Here is a 21,755-nt window from a genome sequence, read left to right on the forward strand (position 1 = left end):
GACCAGCGGGCACCGGATGTCACAGTGTCGCCGTCCGTGGGCTTCCCGCGGGCCTAGACTGCCGCCGGCGGGACAGAGGACCGCGCCGGCAACGGAGCCGGCGCGGCCGCGCAGTCGGGGGTGAGCCGCCCCGGAGGAAGGTGTCTGCATCGTGAAGGTCGGAATCCCCCGCGAGGTCAAGAACCACGAGTACCGGGTGGCGATCACGCCCGCCGGCGTCAACGAGTTCACCCGCCACGGCCACGAGGTCTTCGTGGAGGCAGGCGCCGGAGTCGGCTCCAGCATCACCGACGACGAGTTCGCCGCCGCCGGCGCGAAGATCCTGGCCACCGCCGACGAGGTCTGGGACACCGCCGATCTGGTGCTCAAGGTCAAGGAGCCGATCGCCGAGGAGTACCACCGGATGCGCGAGGGGCAGGTGCTGTTCACCTACCTGCACCTGGCCGCGTCCCGCGAGTGCACCGACGCGCTGGTCGACCGGAAGGTCACCGGCATCGCGTACGAGACGGTCGAGCTGCCCGACCGCTCGCTGCCGCTGCTCGCCCCGATGTCCGAGGTGGCCGGCCGACTCGCCCCGCAGGTGGGCGCCTTCTACATGATGCGTACCGGCGGCGGGCGGGGCGTGCTGCCCGGCGGCGTCTCCGGCGTGTACGCCGCAAAGACCGTGGTCATCGGCGCGGGCGTGTCCGGCCTCAACGCCGCCGCCATCGCGCTCGGCCTGCAGTCCGAGGTGCTGCTGCTGGACAAGAACGTGGCCCGGCTGCGCCAGGCCGACGCCATCTACCGGGGCCACCTGCAGACCGTCGCCTCCAACGCGTACGAGATCGAGCGGGCCGTGCTCGACGCGGACCTGGTCATCGGCGCGGTGCTGGTGCCCGGCGCGAAGGCCCCGAAGCTCATCTCCAACGAGCTGGTCTCCCGGATGAAGCCGGGCAGTGTGCTCGTCGACATCGCCATCGACCAGGGCGGCTGCTTCGAGGACTCGCGCCCGACCACGCACGCCGACCCGGTCTACAAGGTCCACGACTCGATCTTCTACTGCGTGGCGAACATGCCGGGCGCGGTGCCGAACACCAGCACCTACGCGCTGACGAACGTCACCCTGCCGTACGCCCTCGAACTGGCGAACCAGGGCTGGCAGCAGGCGCTGCGCAACGACCCGGCGCTGGCCCTGGGCCTGAACACCCACGCCGGCAAGGTCGTCTACGGCCCGGTCGCCGAGGCGCACGGCATGGACGTGCTGCCGCTGGACGAGGTGCTGAGCTGACCGACGCCGCCGTGCGCAGGGCCGGCGCGGAACCCGCGCCGGCCCTGCGCCGTGCGGTCCGGACCTACCTGGACCACCTCACCGTCGAACGCGGGCTGTCCGCGAACACGCTCGCCTCGTACCGCCGGGATCTGGACCGCTACCTCGCCACACTTGCGGCAGCCGGGGTGGACGACCTGGCCGCCGCCGGGCCCGCGCAGGTCGAGGCCCATCTGGCCCGGTTGCGCGCGGGCGACGACGACCACCCGCCGCTCGCCGTCTCCTCCGCCGCCCGCGCGGCCAGCGCGGTCCGCGGCCTGCACCGCTTCGCGCTGCGCGAGGGACTGGCCGGCGCCGACCCCAGCCGCGACGTCCGCCCGCCCGCGCCGCCGCGCCGGCTGCCCCGCGCGCTCCCCGTCGACGCGGTCCTGCGGCTGCTGGCGGCCGCCGGCACACCCGGCGCCACCGGCGACGCCGCCGCCCGCACGCTGCGCGACCGGGCGCTGCTGGAATTCCTGTACGGCACCGGCGCGCGCATCTCCGAGGCGGTCGGCGCCGCCGTCGACGACCTCGACCTGGGCGCCGGCGCCGTGCTGCTGCGCGGCAAGGGCGGCCGGACCCGGCTGGTCCCGGTCGGCGGGTACGCGGCCGACGCGCTGCGCGCCTGGCTGGTCCGGGGCCGCCCGGCGTTGCTCGCCGCCGGGCGCGGCACCCACGCGGTGTTCGTCAACGCGCGCGGCGGCCCGCTCACCCGGCAGGGCGCCTGGGCGGTGCTGCGTACCGCCGCCGCACGTGCCGGCCTGCCGGTCGACGGTCCCGACGCGGTCTCGCCGCACACGCTGCGCCACTCGTACGCCACCCACCTGCTCGACGGCGGCGCGGACGTGCGCGTGGTGCAGGAACTCCTCGGCCACGCGTCGGTCACCACCACCCAGGTCTACACGCTGGTGACTGTGGAGCGGTTGCGCGAGGTGTACGCGACAGCGCATCCGCGCGCCCGCTGAGCGCCGACGTGGCGAGCCCCGGCTGACGGGCTGCCGACACGCCGACCCGCTACCGAACGCGCTGCTGGCCGGTGGCGTACAGTCGGCATCGGCGCGGGCCTCCAGGTGCGACGGACCGGGGGTGCGCAGCGGCGCCGCGAGGGACGTCGGACGGCTCCGACGCCGGGTGGTCGTCGGGAGGGGGCAACGAGGACATGGCAGGAAACGGTGACCGTGCCGAGACCTGGACGTCGGAGCTCCGTGAGCAGCAGGCGACGCTCGGTGCCGATCTCGGCCCCGCCGACCCGGCCGCGTACACCATGCGCAAGCCGATCCCCGAACCCATGCCGACCGACCGGCACGGCCCGGCGCGGATCATCGCGATGGCCAACCAGAAGGGCGGCGTCGGCAAGACCACGACGACCATCAACCTGGGCGCGGCCCTGGCCGAGTACGGCCGCAAGGTGCTGCTCGTCGACTTCGACCCGCAGGGCGCCCTCTCCGTCGGGCTGGGCGTCAACCCGCACAACCTGGACCTGTCGGTCTACAACCTGCTGATGCAGGACGACGTCACCGCCGAGGACGTCCTCATCAAGACCGACGTGGCCGGCCTGCACCTGCTGCCCGCGAACATCGACCTCTCCGCCGCCGAGATCCAGCTCGTCAACGAGGTCGCCCGTGAGATGGCCCTGGCGCGGGTGCTGCGGACCATCCGCAAGGAGTACGACTTCATCCTGATCGACTGCCAGCCCTCGCTGGGCCTGCTGGCGATCAACGCGCTCACCGTCGCGCACGGCGTGCTCATCCCGCTGGAGTGCGAGTTCTTCAGCCTGCGCGGTGTCGCGCTGCTGCTGGACACCATCGACAAGGTGCGCGAGCGGCTCAACTTCGACCTGGAACTCGAAGGCATCCTCGCCACCATGTACGACAGCCGGACCACCCACTGCCGCCAGGTGCTCCAGCGGGTGGTCGAGGCGTTCGGCGACAAGGTCTACCAGACCGTCATCACCAAGACGGTGAAGTTCCCCGAGTCCACGGTGGCCGGTGCGCCGATCACCACCCTCGACCCGGCCTCCTCCGGCGCGCGCAACTACCGGCAGCTCGCCCGGGAGGTCATCGCCGCCCAGGCGGACCGGTAGGGCGCACGCCGGCCGCCCGCCGCGTCGTCTACGGTTTCCCGGTGACCGCACCGCCCCTCGACCCGCCGCACGGCACCGGCGACCCCGCCGTCGCCGCGGAGCCGGCCGCCGAGGCCGACGGTGTGGTGCCCGACAGCCCGGAGACCAGTGGCTTCACCGTCCGGCTGGACAACTTCACCGGCCCGTTCGACCTGCTGCTCCAGCTGATCAGCAAGCACAAGCTGGACGTCACCGAGGTCGCGCTGCACAAGGTCACCGACGAGTTCATCGCGTACCTGCGCGCCATGGGCGACCAGTGGGACCTGGACGAGACGAGCGAGTTCCTGCTCGTCGCCGCCACCCTGCTCGACCTCAAGGCGGCCCGGCTGCTGCCCTCGGCCGAGGTCGAGGACGAGGAGGACCTGGCGCTGCTGGAGGCGCGGGACCTGCTGTTCGCGCGGCTGCTGCAGTACAAGGCGTACAAGGAGGCCGCAGCGCACATCGCCGAACTGGAGGCGGTCGGCGGCCGGCGCTACCCGAGGGCCGTCACCCTCGAACCGCGGTACGCCGAGGCGCTGCCCGACCTGGTGCTCGGCATCGGTCCCGAGCGGCTGCGCACGCTCGCGGTCAGGGCGATGAGCCCGAAGCCGGTGCCCGAGGTCTCCATCGCGCACGTGCACATGGTCCGGGTCAGCGTCCGCGAACACGCCGGCATCATCGCGGACCGGCTGCGCCGCGCCGGGATCGCCACGTTCTCGCTGCTCTGCGCCGACTGCGAGATGACGCTCGAGGTGGTGGCCCGGTTCCTGGCACTGCTGGAGCTGTACCGGCAGGGCCTTGTCGCGTTCGTGCAGGAGCAGGCGCTGGAGGAACTGACAGTCCGCTGGACCGGCCCGGCCGACGGCGAGGCCGAGCTGACGGTCGACGAGTACGCCGGCAGCCCCGAACCCACGACCACGTCCGTCCCCGCCGCCGACGCCCCGCTGAGCGATGCTGCCGCATCCGACGCCGCCGTGCCCTCCGAGGCGGCGGACGAACCCGCACCGACGCAGGAGTGAACGGATGAGCGACCAGGAACGCCGCGACTCCCTCGCCGACCAGGCCGCCGCCTGGGTGCCCCCGTGGGAGCGCCCCGCCCCGCCCAAGCCCGCCCCGGACGATTCCGACGCGCCCGCCGAGCACCCGGACCCCGACATCACGGACACCGCGTCGGAGTCCTCCGCAGATCTTGGAAGCGAAGGGCCCTCAGAGGGGCCCGTTCCTTCCGAGATCGCCACGATCGGGGCGGATCTTGGTACGGGGGCGCCCCTCGGAGGGCGGGACCGTACCAAGATCTCGGGGGAAGACGCCGGCATGACGGCGCGGGACGCGGGGCAGCAGGCGGGTGCTGACGGCGTACCCGTTAAGCGGGGACGGCGGCGAGCCGTGCCGGAACCGGTGCCCGCGCCCGTCCTGGACGACGCGGAGCTGCGCGGCGCCCTGGAGGCGATCCTGCTCGTGGTGGACCAGCCGGTCAGCGAGCTGGTCCTGGCCGAGGTCCTCGAACAGGCCCCGGAGCGGGTCGGCGCGATGCTCGACGAGATCGCCGCCGGGTACACCGCGGCCGGCCACGGGTTCGACCTGCGCCGGGCGGCGGGTGGCTGGCGTCTCTACACCCGGCCGGAATACGCGACGTACGTGGAACGGTTCGTACTGGACGGGCAGTCCGTGCGGCTGACCCAGGCCGCGCTGGAGACCCTCGCCGTGGTCGCCTACCGGCAGCCGGTGACCCGTTCCCGCATCTCGGCCATCCGGGGTGTCAACTGCGACGGGGTGCTCCGTACCCTGGTGGGTCGCGGCCTGGTCGAGGAGTGCGGCACCGAAGCGGACAGCGGCGCCTACCTCTACCGGACCACCACCATGTTCCTGGAGAAGCTGGGGCTGAACTCGGTGGACGACCTGCCGCCGCTCGCCCCGTTCCTTCCCGACGACGTAGAAGAGCTTGCCGATGCGACGCGATGACCGTGCCCCGAAGCCCGACGCCCCCGTGTACGAGGGCGCCGAGCGCCTCCAGAAGGTGCTCGCCGCCGCGGGGGTGGGTTCCCGGCGCGCCTGTGAAGACCTGATCTTCCGGCGCCGGGTCACCGTGAACGGGCGGGTGGCGCAGCTCGGCGACAAGGCCGACCCGGCTCGCGACGTGATCGTCGTCGACGGGGAGCGGCTCCAGGCCGACGTCCGCCTGGTCTACGTGGCGATGAACAAGCCGCGCGGGGTGGTCACCACCATGGCCGACGAGAAGGGGCGTACCGAGCTCGCCGATTTCATCGGCGCGCGGCTGGAGCAGCGGGTCTACCACGTCGGGCGACTGGACGCCGACAGCGAGGGCCTGCTCCTGCTCACCAACGACGGCACCCTGGCCCACAAGCTCATGCACCCGTCGTACGAGGTGCTCAAGACCTACCTCGCCGAGGTGGCCGGGCCGATTCCGCGCAACCTGGGCAAGCGGCTGACCGCCGGCATCGAGCTGGAGGACGGGCCGGTGAAGGTCGACGGGTTCAAGCTGGTCGACACGCTCGGCAAATCCGCCCAGGTGGAGCTGACCCTGCACGAGGGGCGCAAGCACATCGTCCGGCGCCTGATGGCCGAGGTGGGACACCCGGTGTCCCGTCTGATCCGTACCTCGATCGGTCCGATCAAGCTCGGCGACCTGCGTACCGGGCGGATGCGGCGGCTCACAAACGCGGAGGTCGCCGCCCTGTTCAGGGCGGTGGGTGACTGACCCGCCGATCCGGGTACGGCTCCCGGTAGGCTTCGACGCGGTCCGCGGGCCGGCACACGCCGGCCCGGCGGGACGCCCGCGCGGCGCGGGCATGATTGACGACAGAACCATCCGCTCAACGGCGCCGGACATATCAGGCGACCTGCGAGGTACGGGCTGAGGAGGACAACGGTGGAGGAAAACGTACCGGCCGGGCGATGCGTGGTCGCTGTGGACGGGCCGTCCGGTTCGGGGAAGTCCACCGTGTCGCGGCGACTGGCGACGGGTCTCGGCGCCCGCTACCTCGACACCGGCGCCATGTACCGGGCGCTGACCTGGGCGGTCCTGCGCTCCGGCGTGGAACTCACCGACGCCGAGTCGGTGGCGAAGGTCGCCGCCGAGGCCGATCTCCGCATCGGCACCGACCCCCAGGGGTACGCCGTGACAGTCGACGGCACCGACGTGTCCACCGCCATCCGCGGCGCCGAGGTGACCGGAGCCGTCTCCGCGGTGGCCGCCGTCGCCGCCGTACGCGAGCTGCTGGTGGACCGGCAGCGGCGGGTGATCGCCGACGCGGGCCGCATCGTGGTCGAAGGCCGGGACATCGGCTCGGTGGTCGCGCCGGATGCGGACCTGAAGGTGTACCTGACCGCCTCCGAGGCGGCGCGCGCGAAGCGGCGCAGCGCCGAGGACGCCGCCGACGTCGCGGCGACCGCCGTCGACCTGGCCCGCCGGGACAGGCTCGACTCGACCCGCAAGGTCAACCCGCTGCAGCAGGCCCCAGACGCGGTGGTGCTGGACACCACCGAGCTCGGCATCGATGAGGTCGTGGCCCGCTTGCGCGAGATGCTCACGGAGCGGGGCGTGGCATGAGTGACAATGATCTCGAAGGCTGGGTGGAGTTGCGCGAGCCGGAGGCCGACTCCGGTGAGCCGACCGGCCCGCAGCCCGTGGTGGCAGTGGTCGGCCGTCCCAACGTCGGCAAGTCCACGCTGGTCAACCGCATCATCGGCCGTCGGCAGGCGGTCGTGGAGGACATTCCCGGCGTGACCCGGGACCGGGTGCCCTACGACGCGCAGTGGAACGGCCGGGCGTTCACCGTCGTGGACACCGGCGGCTGGGAACCCGACGCCAAGGACCGCGCCGCGGCAATCGCCGCCCAGGCCGAGATCGCGGTGGTCACCGCCGACGTGGTGCTGTTCGTGGTGGACGCCATGGTCGGCTCGACCGACGTGGACGAGGCCGCGGTGAAGATGCTGCGCCGCAGCGCCAAGCCGGTCATCCTGGTCGCCAACAAGGCCGACAACACCACCATCGAGATGGAGGCGACCGCGCTGTGGTCGCTCGGCCTCGGTGAGCCGTTCCCGGTCTCGGCGCTGCACGGCCGCGGCTCCGGCGACCTGCTCGACGCCATCCTGGACGCGCTGCCCGAGGCGCCGAAGATCGTGGAGAACCGGCCGCGCGGCCCCCGCCGGGTCGCCCTGGTCGGCCGCCCCAACGTCGGCAAGTCCAGCCTGCTCAACCGCTTCTCCGGTGAGGAGCGCGCGGTCGTCGACTCGGTGGCCGGCACCACTGTCGACCCGGTCGACAGCCTGGTCGAGATCGGCGGCGAGACGTGGCAGCTGGTCGACACCGCCGGCCTGCGCAAGCGGGTCGGCAAGGCCAGCGGCACCGAGTACTACGCCAGCCTGCGGACCGCCTCGGCGATCGAGGCGGCCGAGGTCGCCGTGGTGCTGATCGACTCCAGCGAGGTGATCAGCGAGCAGGACCAGCGGATCCTCACCATGGTCGTCGAATCCGGCCGGGCGCTGGTCATCGCCTTCAACAAGTGGGACCTGGTCGACGGCGACCGCCGCTACTACCTGGACAAGGAGATCGACCGGGAGCTGCGCCGCATCCCCTGGGCGATCCGGCTGAACCTGTCCGCGAAGACCGGCCGCGCCGTCGACAAGCTCGCGCCCGCGCTGCGCAAGGCGCTTGCGAGCTGGGAGACGCGCATCCCGACCGCGCAGCTCAACCAGTGGCTCACCGCGCTGGTCCAGGCCACCCCGCACCCGGTACGCGGCGGACGCGCGCCACGCATCCTGTTCGCCACCCAGGCCGGGGCGGCGCCGCCGCGGTTCGTGCTGTTCACCACCGGGCCGCTGGACGCCGGCTACCAGCGCTTCGTCGAGCGCAAGCTCCGCGAGGAGTTCGGCTACGAGGGCAGCCCGATCGAGATCTCGGTACGCCCGCGCAAGAAACTCGGCCCCGGCGGCCGGGGCAAGGCCCACGGCTGACCCTTCGGGTGCCGCTGTTTTGCCGCGCCCACCCTCCTAGGACGCTCTAGGGGGTGTGGCGCGCGGCGCGGGAGGGGCCTCTGCGCACGGTGCGAAGATCCTGCGCTAAGCTGTACCGGCTGCCGCGGGGGAGACCCGGCGGGGGCATCGGGACGTGGCGCAGCTTGGTAGCGCACTTGACTGGGGGTCAAGGGGTCGTCGGTTCGAATCCGGCCGTCCCGACTGGTTGACCTGGGGAGATGAAGATCTTCTCCGGTGACGGCGGCAACATCCGGTAACGGATGATCTTTGTTGGCAGTAACGGCGATGAGCTTTTGCCGCCGGCATGCTGAACTCGGAACGCTCTGACCCGCCGCTTCGTCTGGGTTCTGGACGGGGCGGCATTGTGGTTCTTGATTCCGCGTCAAGCGCTGCGGATGCTGCTGGCTGTCGCTTCGCGCAATCCCCTCGGATCGCCGCGATGGCCGCTGCGCCCGATGCCGACGCCCTGCAGGAGATCGCGAGGTCGTGGCCGCCCAGGGAAGGCTCGCCCCGGGCATTTCACGCCACAGGCGATGGCCCATTCGCACGGCTGCACAGCGGCTGGGTGGATCGCGCGCGGGATCGATCGGTTCCCCCTTGTGGCAGAGATGCTCGTCGCCACTGGCGCACGCCGGGTTCACCGGAGGGAGCTGGCGAGGGATTCCACGCGACGGGCGCCGTTGATCGGCACCGTGGAAACGGCCGGCAGCGACGATCCGATGGTGTGGGCTCTGGAGGAGCTGCGTCGAGAGATCAGCCAGCAGCCGACGTACGGCTCGGAGTTGGTCGACGTGCTGCTGGCGGTGGGCCGTGACAAGCATGCGTGACGGTGGCCGGTACCCGGGCCTCGACGAGCAGGCCATCCTTAACTCGGCCGGCATGCGGCGCAGCCGGAGGTCGACGACCCGCAGGTGCTACCGGCTGTCGCGGGTCTGCGCATCCCGTTGACGGTGATCTTCCAGTGTCGGTCCCGGATGGCACAATGCCGCTCACTGCCCGCCGGGAGGAGATCAACATGGGCTGGCTGTCGGCCGGTGCCGATTACGAGGTGAGCCTGGAGCGCGGCCGGGTGGTCGCGCGGAACCGCCAGGGAAAGCCGCTGAAGAGTTTGCCGAAGGCGTTGCGCGATGCCGACGTGGTGGTCGGCCTGCGGCAGCTGTCGGAGTGGTTGAAGCGGCACGAGCTCTCCTGCCGGCGTGAGGTCGAGCAGTGGATGATCCGGTCTCTCCCGGTGCCCACCACGGTGATCTGCGAGGTCTGGGCAGACGACTCGTGGCGGACTCCGCTGCGTGATCTGGTCGTGGTGCCGCTCGACGACGCCGGGCGATGGGATACCGACCGGGCGGGGCTGCTACGTGACGCGGACCCCGAGAAGGGTCTCGGGGTGGTGGACCTGGATGGCGAGAGTGGCCGTCTCACCGTCGAGCAGGTTGTTCTGCCTCACCCGGTTCGGCTGCCTGAACTGGCGGATCTGCGGGAGTTCGCCGCCGACCTGGGGGTGCGGCAGGCGACGCTGCAGCTGTTCCGTGAGGTGTGGACGCGGCCGGAGTCCGACGACGAACGACGGCGGGAGGTGTCCCGGTACGCCGGCGGCCGCTACAAGGAGTTGCGCCACGTGCAGGCGAGGACGACGTCGGCGGGTTACCGCGTGCAGGGCGGCGCTGCGTCGCTGCGGGTGTGGGAGGACGGTATTCCGATCGTCGCCTCGGTGTGGATCGGCGAGGGCGATCCGCTGTACGAGACCGAGACCGGCCCACTCAACTTCACCGGTCGTGCAGGGGAGGCGGTGGCGCTGGCGGCGGTGGGACCGGTGGCGTGGTCGGAAGGAATGCGGATGGCGGCGAACCTGTACGCCGGCCGGGTTGTCGACGAGGACGGTGAGCAGGCGTGAGTGAGGCACTGTTGGAGGCGGGGGCCATCCTGCCCGGTGGTGAGGCGCAGGCGGGACGCGACGTGGTGACCGCCCGCCGTTACACCCATCCGGCGCTCAGTGGCCGGGCCGCGGTGCGTCTGGCCGGCGCCACCCTCGGGGAAGCCGAGGATCTGTCGATGGAGTTCCTCGGCTTCAGCCGCAGCGTCGAACCCACGCCGGTGGGCACGGCCCGCCGGCAGTCGCTCGGATTCCCGGCCTGGGCGCTGATCAACGATCCCGCTAACGGCCGGCACGCACTGGCGATGGTCAAGGACATGGCGCGGCTGGCCCGGACCGCCGCCTCCAAGCCGGGCAACGCCCGCGAGGGCTATCAGCAACTGGCCACTCGGCTGGGCGCAGCAGCACCGCATTTCCTGCCGACGTTCTGGGAGCAGGCCGGGCGGGCGTTCCTCGCCGCCGACAATCCGCGGATGGCTGGCGGCTGCTTCGCCGAGGCCCGTCGGGCCGAACAGATGCACGGGCTCGCAGTGGACGAGGAGCGGCTGCGGGAGGTGCATCTGGAGTTTGCCTTCGCCGGTGCGCTGACGGCGAAGATGCTGACCGAGTACTCTCGCGCGGTCGCGGCACGGCGGCCGGCGCTTGAGGCGTACGAGCTGGTGCGGACCCTTGCGATTCGTCGCGTCGCCGGCGGACTGCCGCCGTACGCGGCGATGGCAGAGGACCTGCGACGGCTGGCGAAGGCTGCCGGCGTGGACGTCGAGGAGCAGGCCGAGGCGGTGATCCGGCAGTTGCTGGCGTTCCCCGCGATGGCTCGCTCGAGCGAGCCGGTGTGGAAGGCGTACCGCACACCCCTGATGCGGCTGGCCAGGCGGGACCCGGCGGTGCGTACCCGGTTGGTGGAGATGTTCCCCGAGCCGCCGGGCTGGTCGACGGATGTCACCGACTTCTGGCTGGAGCTGTTGGAGGCAACGGGCACGCTCGATCTGCTGCGGGACGAGGCGGCGACGGTGTCCGCGGCCCGATGGCTGGAGCGGTTGATGGCGCTGCGGGAGCGGCGCAGCCGACGCCGCTGCGAGCGGCTCATCGGTGTGGTGGCGGATCTGGTGCCGCGGTTGCGGGCGGAGGACCGGCCGGTCACGTTGTGGAGCGGCTTCGCGCACCGGGCCGACCTGGACGTTCTCGACGTCTGCCTGACCGGCGGGGTGCCGGTGGCGGTGGAGACAGACAGCAGTGCGTTCAACGTGTCCGCCTGGGTTCAGGACGACGGTCCCGGCCGGCGAGACCTGCGGGCCGTGGCCGCCGACCCCGAATGTCGGGTGCTGCTGGCGCGTGGGGCGGCCGACGCGCTGTCGGGGCTGCACAGCAGGCACGGGTCGGGGCCACTGTCGGCGCAGCTGGTCACCGAGACGCTGGGAGCGGCCGGCCTGCGCGAGGTGTTGTCCGAGCTGCTCGTCGAACGGGCCGCCCGGGTGCCGGAGGGTACCTTGATCGGCTTGGACGAGGCACTGTCCCAGCTCGCGGCCGTGTGGTCGCCCGCCGGCGTGGCGCTGGCACCGGAGGCGTTCACCGCCTTGGCGCGGGTCGACGTGCCTGCGGTGCTCGCGCGGTCGTTGCGCGCCGGTCTGGTCGCTGAGCTGTCGTGGCCGGCTTATGAGCAGGTGGCCGAGGACAAACTCGGCCGACGCTACGGCGACGGTTGGCCGCAGCTGGTGGTGCAGGACAACCGGACGGCGCACGTCGTCGACGTCAACGGCCTGATCAGCGAACACATCTTCCGGTATCCGCCATCGGACAGCCCACACGCGCGCAACTCCTACTCCGACACCAGCTGTCGGCTGGTCGATGGGCAGCTCCTGGTCACCTGGTACAGCACCAGCGGCCGGCTTGTCGGCTACTGGTCCGCCGACCCGGACGTGCTGGTTGAGCCCGACCAACCGACGGACCACGCCCTGTGGGGCCGACGGTCGCTGCCGTTGCCGCTGCCCGAAGGCGCGACGACCACGGGCGGTCGGCCCTGGCACGCCGGAGACACCCGCGGCCCGGCCGGGACATATCCGGTCGCCAGTGACGGGGTCTCGTTCTGGCGCTGTGAACGGCCCACCGACCCGACGGCCGGTGAGCGGCGTTGGCGGGAGTACGACCCGGCGACGGGCGAGGGCGGTCGCTACAGCCTGCCCGCGTTCTTCGCCACCGACCTGCCGCGCGACGGGGTCCTCCTGGCTGACCTGTGTGAGTTGCGGCCGGCTCCGGCAGAGTTCGCCTCGTCGCCGCTGGGCTGGCGGGACGGGCTGGTGGGGTGGCGGGTGACCCGGCTGCCGGACGGCACGCAGGTGGGGGAGGGGGTTGACGGGCGGCGGGTGTCCTGGCACCCGACCGCGGTGCGGGCCAGCCGCAACCCGTTCCACAGTGACGCGCTGGTGGCGGGGCTCCAGCTGCCGGGCAGCGACGTGGTACTTCCGGTGACCGGGCGGCCCCATCACCGGGCCGAGTTGGAGCTGACGGTGTGGAGCGCCGACGGCCGCGAGCCGGTGGACCGTTGCAGGACATCCCGGTACCTGCCGCCGTTGGCCTGGTGGCACGCGCTGGGCGCGCGCGACGGGCAGGGCTCGGCCCGCCTGCGGCGTATCGACGCCGCCGACGCGGCCCGGCTGATGGCAATCGCCGACGCCGTCACGAAGTCCACCGAAATCAATGCGGCCGCGCTGGCCATCGTCACCGAGGTGCTGACGGAGGTGACCGACCCCGTCCTGCGTTCCGCCTTGGCGGACAAGGTGGTGCGCGCGGTACGCCTGCGCCGGCGACTGGAGGGGCTGCCACAGTTGTTGGCGACCGACCCGGTCGAGGAGAGCACCGTCGAGACCGTCGCCGACGATGTGCTGCGCACCGCCTGGTCGGGGCTGCTGCCGGCGGAGAGGTTCACCTACTACTCGGGCAGAGCGCAGACCCGGCACGATGTTCTCCGGCAGGTCACCGCGGTCGCGGACCTTCTCACGGCCGGGACGGTCGAGGACGTACCGGCAGCCACCCCGACGTGGGTGGACGCCCTCGGCGGACTCGGCGCCCTGGCCGTCCGCGCCGCCGCACTGGTGACCGGCGAGCAGGAGCGGGCCGCTTTGACGCAATTGGTGTCCACCCTGGCCGGTACCATCCTCTCCGACCCTGGGCAGGCCGTGCGGGTGCTCACCGTGACCTGGGACGAGGCACCTCCGGAGAGCCAGCGGACCGTTCAGCGCGACGGCGGCCAGGTGACGGTGCTGCTGCCGGAGCGCAGTCCCACCTGGTACGCCGGGCGGAGCAAGCAGTGGCGGCGTACGGCGGTGCAGCTGTCCCCGGACGGGCGGTTCACCCCGCCGTCGGGTGCCACCGTCGAGGCGGAGATCGTCGCGGCCGGCTGGCGCGGCGCCGATCGCATCGCGGCGTTCTGCCGACTGCTCGCCGAACAGGGCCCGGCCCGCTGGCGTGCGGAATGCGTCGATGACCTGGTGCAGCGCACCGGCATGACGCGGGCGGAGGCCGCTCTGCTGCTGGCCGGTCTTCCCGGCATCGACGAGTGGCAGGCGAACTTTCTCACCGCCGAACAGCGGCGCATCCTCGGCGTGAACACCACGCAGGCGCGCGCGGCCCGCGACGCCTTGAAGTCCCTGTCGTACGGGCAGCGGATCGCGCTGGTGGACGCGGCGATGCCGCGGGACTCGGCCGATCTGTGGCGGCGGGGCCCGGACGTCGACGGGCTGGCGACGGCCTGGCTGGCACTGCGCGGCGTCCGCGTCGTCATCGGCGAGCACCTGCTTGCCGACGCCACCCGTGTCCTGCCCACGACCCAAGCGGCCGACATCCTGCAGACGATCGCCAACCCGGCACCGGGAAGCTGGCTGACGACCGACGGCGAGAGCCGCCCCGGCGACTGGGGCCGACTGGAGACCACCGCCACCAGCGGAACCCCGTTCGACGGCAACCACCTGTACGGGTGCACGGTGGCGCTGCTGTGGCTGGCGTACGAGTTGCCGTGGGGTGACCCGATGCGCGACGCCCTGCCTCGGGCGCTGGAGCTGCTGCGGGAGCGGCTGCGCAACCCGCGGTTGCTGATCGGCGCCGGGCGACACGAGGTGGACGAGCCACCCCAGGCGGGGCCGGCGCTGGTGCCCGGACACGCCTTCCGGGACACGGTCGTGCACCATCTCGCCCCGGCCCGCCTCAACGGACCGCATGATCCCGCGGTCAGCTTCGTCTCCGGCCCGGTCGCGGACGCGCTGCGGCTGGTGCTCTCCCCGGACATCACCGCCGTGCTGGCCACCCCCGACGGCGTCGGCGGCGAACACCGCGACCCGCGGGTCAGCGCACCCGAGCTGGTCGACGCCGTCGCGGTTCACACCGGCCTCGACCGTGACCCGGCGAGTTACTACCTGCAGCTGCTGGCCCTGCCCAACCCCACCGATGTCAATGTGCGGACCTGGAACGCCTGGAAGCCCGCCACCCTCAAGCAGGCCCAGGCGGCTCTTCTCGACGCCGGTCTGGTGCTGGCGGGCAAGCGGGAACGGGCGGGCCGCGGCGTCTTCCTGCCCGGCGGCTGGCTCGCGGCGAAGGCCCCCAGCACGCCGATGGAGACCTGGAAGCAGCCGCTGTACCTGTTCCTCAACGGACTGACCCTCGTCAACCGCACCATGCCGGAGCTGTACCGCGCAGCGTGGGATCGCGTGACCGCCGGTGACAACCCCCGCTACCTCGACCTGCAGGAGAAGGCGTGAGCACCCGACAGATCGACCCGCCGGAGCACCTGTACGCCGACGAGCTGGCGTTCCTGGCCGCCGCCGACCGTGGTCCCCGCCCGCCCGGCTGGCGGCTGACCCCTCATGCCGTGGTCACGTTCATCGCCGGTTCCGCCGGCCGCCCCGTGCCGGGCCCCGACGGCCGTCAGGTCACCATCGCGCCGAAGTTCGTGGGGGAGCGGGCCCTGATCGAGCGGTGTGTGGTGACCCTGGCCGGTGAGCGGGGCCTGCTGCTCGTCGGCGAACCGGGCACTGCCAAGTCGATGCTGTCCGAGCTGCTCGCCGCGGCGATCTGCGGCACAAGTGCCTTGGCCGTGCAGGGTACGGCCGGTACCACTGAGGAACAGCTGCGCTACGGCTGGAACTACGCGCTTCTGCTGGCCAAGGGGCCGTCCCGGGAGGCGCTGGTGCCCTCACCGGTGCTCACCGCCATGACCACCGGCGCCGTCGCCCGGGTCGAGGAAATTACCCGCTGCCTGCCCGAGGTGCAGGACGCGCTGGTGTCGATCCTGTCCGACCGTCGGTTGGTCCTGCCCGAGCTTGCCGACGACCCCGTCGCCTACGGGGCCCCCGGCTTCTGCGTCATCGCCACGGCGAACCTGCGCGACCGCGGCGTGTCCGAGATGTCTGCGGCGTTGAAACGGCGGTTCAACTTCGAGGTGGTCCCGCCGATCGCCGACTTCGACGCCGAGGTCGCCCTCGTCACCCGGCAGGCCCGCGCCACCGTCGAACGGGTCGGCGCCGCGTACACGGTGGACGAGGCGGTGCTGGAGACGCTGGTGACCGCCTTCCGTGACCGGCGCACCGGCAGCACCGTCGAGGGCTGGGAGGTGGAACGCCCGTCCTCAGTCATGAGCACCGCCGAGGCGGTCGCCGTCGCCACGTCGATCGGCCTGTCCACCTCGTATCTGCCCGGCCCGGATCCGTTGTCCCTGCTCCCCGGGCACCTGCTGGGCGTGGTGCGCAAGGACGACCCGGCCGACCACGCGCGGCTGCTGGCGTACTGGGACGGCGCCCTGCGCCGACGCGCAGAGGCCGGCGGCCGGATGTGGCGGCAGCTCTGGGAACAGCGCGATGTCCTCCGCGACTGACCACATCACCGCCGGCGACCCCCGCGCCGCCGTCGCACGTCTCACCGACACCGGCCGCGTCACCCTGATCGGAGTGCGGCACCACTCGCCGGTGCTCGCCGCGGCGATCCCCGCCCTGTTGGACGCGGCCGCCCCGGACGCGGTGCTGGTCGAGTTGCCCGCCGACATGCAGCCGTGGCTGCCCTGGCTGGCGCACCCCGACACCCACGCCCCGGTCGCCCTCGCCGCCGCCGACGGCGACGAGGGCGGACCGCTGGCGTTCTACCCGTTCGCCGACTTCTCCCCCGAGCTGGCCGCGCTGCGGTGGGCGCAATGTCGAGGCGTGCCGGCCCACTGCTGCGACCTGCCGCTGACCGACCCGGCCTGGCAGGAATGTCCGGCCGTCGGCCCCCGGGCGAGCGGCTACGCCGATACCGTGCGGGCCGCCCTGACCGGGCGGACCGGCGACGACCTGTGGGACCGCTGGGTCGAAGCCGCAGCCCCCGGTTCACCGCCCGAGGCGGTACGCCGATCGGCGCTGGCGGTCGGCTGGGCGCTGCGTGCCGATGCCACCGCCGGCGGAATCGGCGCCCTCGACCAGCGGCGCGAGGCATGGATGCGACAACGCATCGCCGAAACCCCGGGCCGCCTCGCCGTCGTCGTCGGCGCTTTCCACGCCCCCGCCTTGACCACACCCGCTCAGCCATCGCCCAACACACCACCCGACGCCGAGCCGCCACGGCGCGCACCGGTCATCTCGCTGGTGCCCTACTCGTTCGACCTGCTCGACGCGCGGTCGGGCTATCCCGCCGGAATCCGCGATCCTCGCTGGCAGCAGGCTGTCCACGAGGCTCATGCCGACCCCACCGCGCTGGCCGCCCGCCTGCGCGGCTTCGCCGTCGAGATCACGCGCCACCTGCGGGACCAGGGACACCCCACGGGACCGGCGGAGGCCGCCGAAATCGCACGGCTCGCCCACGATCTGGCCCGACTGCGAAACCTGCCCACCGCCGGACGCGGTGAACTCGTCGAAGCGCTGCAGACGGTCCTCGCCCAGGGCGAGCCGGTCGGCCGCGGCCGAGCGGTCGCCGCCGCCATGCAGCACACCCTGATCGGACAGCGCCGTGGTCACCTCTGCCCGGACACACCCGTCTGCGGGCTGACCCCCGCAACCACAGCTCTCTTGCGGCAGTTGCGCCTGCCCGGCCCCGGTGAGGCGCCCCGCACCGTTCGCCTCGACCCGCTGCGTAACCCGCTCGAACAGCGACGAGAGGCCACCCTGCAGCGACTGCGGGCCTGCCAGGTGCCCTACGCCGAGCCGGTCGAGACCACCACGGCCGACACCCTCACCACCCGCTGGCGGTTGCACTGGCAGCCCGGCACCGAAGCCGCCCTCGCCGCCGCCAGCCCACACGGCGTCACCCTCGCCCAAGCCGCCGCCGGCATGCTGAACATCCGGCGCCGCCGTGAGGTTGCCAACGGCGGCCCCACCGCCGCACAGGCCATCTCCGGGCTCGCGCGCGCCGCCGCCTGCGGCCTGCCCGACGCCGTCGACGTCCGCCTCGCCGACCTGCACGCCGCGGCGACCGGCACCGCCACGCTCGCCGAACTCGCCACCGCCAGCCAACTGCTCCAGCGGCTGCAACGCGGGCACATACCCGCCACGCCGTCACCACCGACGGGCCTCGGCGAGCACCTGGCCCACCTGCACGCCGCCGCAGTCCGCGCCGTCAACGGGCTCGCCGGATCGACCGATGCGGGGGACGCCCGCGCCCTGCTCGACCTCGTTCGGCACGCCGACGACAGCGGCCACCTGCTGCGGCTCGGTGACGCCGTCAGCCACCTCGCCCGTGAGGGATCACCGCTGATGCGAGGAGCGGGCCACGCCGTCCAGATGCTGCTCGGCCTCGCCGAGCCCCATGCGTTCGGTGCTGCCCTGGCGTCCTGGGCCGAGATGCCCGCCGCCGAGTGCACCGACCGACTCCGTGGAGCACTCAGCGTTGCCGGCGCCCTGCTGGAGGCCGGCGGGGAAACGCTGGCCCCGCTGCTGGACACCGTAGACGGCTGGGACGACGAGCACTACATCCGCCGGCTGCCCGCGCTGCGCGGCGGTTTCGACGCGCTGAGCCCCGCCGATCGGGACCGCCTTCTGGACACCGTCCGTCACCGCATTGGTGACCTCGACGCGACGATGACCGTCGCACCGAGCCTGCTCGCCGACTGGCTCGCCGTCGACCAGAAGGGACGCCAGGCCCTGACCGCCCTCGGACTGCCTGCGGGCACAAGCGACAGCGCCGCCGAGTGGTCGGGTCCACCACCGCCCCCGGCAGAATCCCGCCAGGCATCCCGCCCCCAGACGCTCCCCGCCGCGCAGCGCTGGCGACTACTGCTCGGCCGCCGCCGCGACGACCTGCCACCGGGCGCCCGCCGACTCGCTACCGCGCTCGATGAGCTGTACGGGAACGGCAGGGGAGAGGGCTCTCACACCACCGCCGGACCTGGCGGCGGACGACAACCTGCTTACCCCCAGGTGCGCGACTGGGCTGGCGACCTCGAAGCGCTGTTCGGCGCGGCAGTACGCGACGAGGTGCTCGCCCGCGCCGCCGAACGCGGACGCGCTGACGCCCTCCTCACCATCGCGCCCGAGAACGTCCGACCCTCGGTGGAACTGCTGCACACCGTCCTGGCTCTGGCCGGCGGTCTGCCCGAGGCGCAGCTGCACGGACTGCGCCCACTCGTCGCCTGGCTCGTCGCCGAGCTGACCGAGCAGTTGGCCCGACAGATCAGACCGGCACTCAGCGGACTCGCCACACCACGACGCAGCCGCCGACCCACCGGGCGCCTAGACCTCGGAGCCACCGTTCATGCCAACCTGCGCACCGCGCACATCGACTCCCACGGCGCGGCCCAGATCAGCCCCGAACGGTTCGTCTTCCGCAGCCGCGGTCGACGCAGCGTCGACTGGCAGGTCATCCTCCTCGTCGACGTATCCGGGTCGATGGAACCGTCCACTATCTGGGCCGCGCTGACCGCGTCCGTCCTCGCCGGCGTGACGACCCTGCGAACCCACTTCGTCACCTTCTCCACCGACGTCGTCGACCTGACCGACCGGGTCGTCGACCCGCTCAGCCTGCTGATGGAGATCAGTGTCGGCGGCGGCACCCACATCGCCGCCGCCCTACGCTACGCCCGGCAGATCGTCACCACCCCCAGCCGCAGCCTCGTCGTGCTCGTCAGCGACTTCGAAGAGGGGCATCCCATCGGCGGACTACTGGCCGCCGTTTGGGCGCTCGCCGACGACGGCGTCACCCTGCTCGGCTGCGCCAGCCTCGACGACCGTGGCCAACCCCGCTACAGCACCGCCGTCGCCGGGCAACTCGTGGCTGCTGGGATGCCCATCGCCGCGCTGAGCCCCACCGAACTCGCCCGCTGGATCGGAGACCAGGTCCGATGAGCCTGCCGGACGTCGCACCACACGTCACCGCCGACGCCGTCGCCGCTCTGCCCACCCGGCTGCGGTCCAAGCTCGACCAGGCTCTCGAGAAGCAGCCGACCTGGACCATCGCCTCGTCCGACTCCGGCGCGACGATCGCCTTGGACGACCATGTCACAGTCACCCTCACCACACCGGTCGACGCGGCGGACCGAGCCGCCTGCAACTGCCTGCTCGCACCACGCTGCCTGCATCGGGCCGCGGTGCTCAGCGCCGCACCCGTCCTGACCACGCAGCCACACCATGCGGCCGCAGCCGGACCGGACGTGGCCACCGCCGGGGCCGTCGTGACCACCGAAGCCGACCCGCCGGATGCCGCCGCCCCGTCCACCACCGCCGAGGAGAAGGCCGCCGCCGCCCAGGTACGCGACGTCGCTGCCCAGATCCTCGAACACGGGGTGGCAGGCGCCGGCGCGGTGACCCAGGCGGACCTGCTCCGCGCCATCCACCAGGCCCGCGCCGTCGGACTGCCCCGACTGGCGACAGCCGCGACCAGAGTGGTTGAACAACTGCGCGCAGCCCGCCGGGGAATCTCCGGATTCCGGCTGGCCGACCTCACCGAGGATCTGCGCGAGGCGCTGACCGTCTGTCACCTCCTCACCGAAGGTATCGGTGACCAGCGAGCCGCCCGGGGCACCAGCCGGCGCGGCTACAGCCCGGTCGGCGACCTGCACCTGTACGGACTGTGCACCGAGCCGCTGCGCACCAGCACCGGCCACGTCGGCGCGATCAGCTACCTGACCGACGGCGATGCAGCGATCTGGAGCCTGGCGCAGGCACGCCCCGGCGCTGGCGACATAGCCCGCAACGCCGCACACTCAAGCGTCAACCTCGGCGACGTGACGCTCAGCCACCGCGAGTTGGGCCGCGCCGGAATCATCGCCGTCAACGCCCACGCATCCGTCGACCGGCGCCTCAGCCACGGCAGGACAGTGCAGGCCGTACGAACCACAGGCCGCAGCTGGCACGAGGAACCAGCCGACGCCCTCTGGCGACAACCGATCTCCGAACAGGCCGCCCGCTGGCTGAACGCCCTGGAACTCGCCCGAAACGAGCGGCCCGCCGGCCACGACCTCGCCTTTTTCGACGGCGTCCTCGCCGCCGACCAGCGAGGCCTACTCCTGCAGACGGCGCAACTGCCGGGGCCGGTCACCGTCCTGGCCCCACACGACGATCCGATGCTTCCGTACGTCGCGAACCTGCGCCTGCTCGCCGCCCACGCCACCGGCAGGCCGGTACGAATGGTCGGGCGCTTCCACGGACGCCGCCATGTCCACGGTCTCGCCGTTGCCGCGCCCTGGCTGCCGAACCGCTTCGCCGGACACATCGACCTCGGCGTCGACCAGCTACAGCGTGCCGACCTACCCGGCGCCGCAACCACGGAGCCTTCGGGCGCCGACCAACCTCAACCACCGCTGCATCTCCTCGCCCACCACCTACAACGAGTTGTCGCCGCCGGTCGCAGCGCCCTGATGCCGGACGTCGATCGGGACCTGCGAGCGCTGCTGGACGCCCAGCTGCCGACAGCCGCGTCCGTGCTGCGAGAGCTACGGCGCGCGGGCCACCGGCGTAGCCGCGACGCGTTCGGCCGCTTGAACCAGCAGGACTCCACCGCCCTGGCGGTGGCCTGGCTGACCGCTGCGGCCTACCAACACGCTGCGACTACAGCCGCAGCCGCAGGATCATGGCAGGCCACGTGGCAGCCGTCAGCCTGATGCTGCCCCTGTGCACGTCCGCTTCGACAAGCCCTGCTGCCGTAGTGCTTCAGGAGCGGGAAAAGTATGTGGCTCGACATGGTCAAAGGACTCGAAACCCCGGACTTGACTCTTGCAGCAGTCCCGGATCGTCCGGCAGTCCCGGATCGTCCGGCCGAGGTGGGTGGTGCCGGGCTCCATGGTGACGACGGCTTCCCGCCAAGTTGGCGCATCGCTCCAGCGTCCCCTCAGGACTGCACGCTCGTTCCTCTCGTCGCCGAGGGCAGCGAATTTTCGGTCGCGGACGGGCAACCGGGCATCGTCGTGCTGACCAAAGGCAGACACCCTGGCCGACCCTACGCCCGCGCTGTCGAACCGTCGTGGGACTGTTTCCTCGAGTCAGCCGGTGGGACGACAGCGATCTCGACCAAGTGCCGGACTCGCCACCCGAGTGGGCGCGCGTGGTCACCATCGG

General features: G+C 72.3%; 14 protein-coding genes and 1 tRNA gene. All 15 read left to right on the top strand.

Annotated features, from left to right (window positions below):
• The first annotated feature begins 151 nt into the window (after positions 1-151).
• The 15 genes from ald to NMK34_RS12800 all read left to right on the top strand — a co-directional run bounded on the left by ald (position 152) and on the right by NMK34_RS12800 (position 21,301).
• The gene (gene ald / locus NMK34_RS12730) at positions 152-1,267 is read left to right on the top strand and encodes an alanine dehydrogenase (RefSeq protein WP_013285593.1); all 1,116 of its coding nucleotides are present in this window, start codon (positions 152-154) and stop codon (positions 1,265-1,267) included.
• A gap of 11 nt (positions 1,268-1,278) precedes the next feature.
• Entirely contained in the window at positions 1,279-2,250 is a 972-nt protein-coding gene (locus NMK34_RS12735) for a site-specific tyrosine recombinase XerD (RefSeq protein ID WP_318333539.1), read from the top strand.
• Positions 2,251-2,444: 194 nt separating this feature from the next.
• Positions 2,445-3,368: a ParA family protein gene (locus NMK34_RS12740; RefSeq protein WP_013285595.1), complete on the top strand. Its 924-nt coding sequence runs from the start codon at positions 2,445-2,447 to the stop codon at positions 3,366-3,368.
• Positions 3,369-3,409: 41 nt separating this feature from the next.
• Positions 3,410-4,405, top strand: a complete 996-nt coding sequence (locus NMK34_RS12745; RefSeq protein ID WP_318333540.1) for a ScpA family protein — start codon at positions 3,410-3,412, stop codon at positions 4,403-4,405.
• Positions 4,406-4,409: 4 nt separating this feature from the next.
• A complete protein-coding gene (scpB, locus tag NMK34_RS12750; protein ID WP_318333541.1) occupies positions 4,410-5,348 on the top strand; it encodes an SMC-Scp complex subunit ScpB in 939 nt (312 codons plus the stop codon).
• Positions 5,335-6,105, top strand: a complete 771-nt coding sequence (locus NMK34_RS12755) for a pseudouridine synthase (protein WP_318333542.1) — start codon at positions 5,335-5,337, stop codon at positions 6,103-6,105. The genes scpB and NMK34_RS12755 overlap by 14 nt, the downstream gene beginning before the upstream one ends.
• 171 nt (positions 6,106-6,276) lie before the next feature.
• Positions 6,277-6,957: a (d)CMP kinase gene (cmk, locus tag NMK34_RS12760; protein ID WP_318333543.1), complete on the top strand. Its 681-nt coding sequence runs from the start codon at positions 6,277-6,279 to the stop codon at positions 6,955-6,957.
• On the top strand, positions 6,954-8,363 hold the full coding sequence (der, locus tag NMK34_RS12765; protein ID WP_318333544.1) for a ribosome biogenesis GTPase Der: 1,410 nt from the start codon (positions 6,954-6,956) through the stop codon (positions 8,361-8,363). Before cmk ends, der begins: the two co-directional genes overlap by 4 nt.
• Positions 8,364-8,511: 148 nt before the next feature.
• Positions 8,512-8,585 (top strand) — tRNA-Pro (locus tag NMK34_RS12770).
• 479 nt (positions 8,586-9,064) lie between these two features.
• Entirely contained in the window at positions 9,065-9,211 is a 147-nt protein-coding gene (locus tag NMK34_RS12775; RefSeq protein WP_318333545.1) for a hypothetical protein, read from the top strand.
• A 155-nt stretch (positions 9,212-9,366) separates the two neighbouring features.
• On the top strand, positions 9,367-10,275 hold the full coding sequence (locus NMK34_RS12780) for a DUF4132 domain-containing protein (protein ID WP_318333546.1): 909 nt from the start codon (positions 9,367-9,369) through the stop codon (positions 10,273-10,275).
• Positions 10,272-15,002, top strand: coding sequence for a hypothetical protein (locus tag NMK34_RS12785; protein WP_318333547.1), 4,731 nt, complete (start codon positions 10,272-10,274; stop codon positions 15,000-15,002). Before NMK34_RS12780 ends, NMK34_RS12785 begins: the two co-directional genes overlap by 4 nt.
• Complete coding sequence (locus tag NMK34_RS12790; RefSeq protein WP_318333548.1) at positions 14,999-16,114, top strand: AAA family ATPase; 1,116 nt, start codon at positions 14,999-15,001, stop codon at positions 16,112-16,114. The genes NMK34_RS12785 and NMK34_RS12790 overlap by 4 nt, the downstream gene beginning before the upstream one ends.
• Entirely contained in the window at positions 16,098-19,547 is a 3,450-nt protein-coding gene (locus tag NMK34_RS12795) for a DUF5682 family protein (RefSeq protein ID WP_318333549.1), read from the top strand. Before NMK34_RS12790 ends, NMK34_RS12795 begins: the two co-directional genes overlap by 17 nt.
• Positions 19,544-21,301 (top strand): hypothetical protein, encoded by a 1,758-nt coding sequence (locus NMK34_RS12800; protein ID WP_318333550.1) that lies wholly within the window; start codon positions 19,544-19,546, stop codon positions 21,299-21,301. Before NMK34_RS12795 ends, NMK34_RS12800 begins: the two co-directional genes overlap by 4 nt.
• Positions 21,302-21,755: the final 454 nt, after the last annotated feature.

The sequence above is a fragment of the Micromonospora sp. BRA006-A genome (assembly GCF_033433935.1).
Taxonomy (GTDB): Bacteria; Actinomycetota; Actinomycetes; order Mycobacteriales; family Micromonosporaceae; genus Micromonospora; species Micromonospora aurantiaca.

Coding starts and splice junctions, on each gene's coding strand:
- NMK34_RS12780 (WP_318333546.1), top strand. CDS start 9,367: ATGCCGCTCACTGCCCGCCGGGAGGAGATCAACATGGGCTGGCTGTCG.
- NMK34_RS12800 (WP_318333550.1), top strand. CDS start 19,544: ATGAGCCTGCCGGACGTCGCACCACACGTCACCGCCGACGCCGTCGCC.
- NMK34_RS12740 (WP_013285595.1), top strand. CDS start 2,445: ATGGCAGGAAACGGTGACCGTGCCGAGACCTGGACGTCGGAGCTCCGT.
- NMK34_RS12795 (WP_318333549.1), top strand. CDS start 16,098: ATGTCCTCCGCGACTGACCACATCACCGCCGGCGACCCCCGCGCCGCC.
- der (WP_318333544.1), top strand. CDS start 6,954: ATGAGTGACAATGATCTCGAAGGCTGGGTGGAGTTGCGCGAGCCGGAG.
- scpB (WP_318333541.1), top strand. CDS start 4,410: ATGAGCGACCAGGAACGCCGCGACTCCCTCGCCGACCAGGCCGCCGCC.
- NMK34_RS12755 (WP_318333542.1), top strand. CDS start 5,335: ATGCGACGCGATGACCGTGCCCCGAAGCCCGACGCCCCCGTGTACGAG.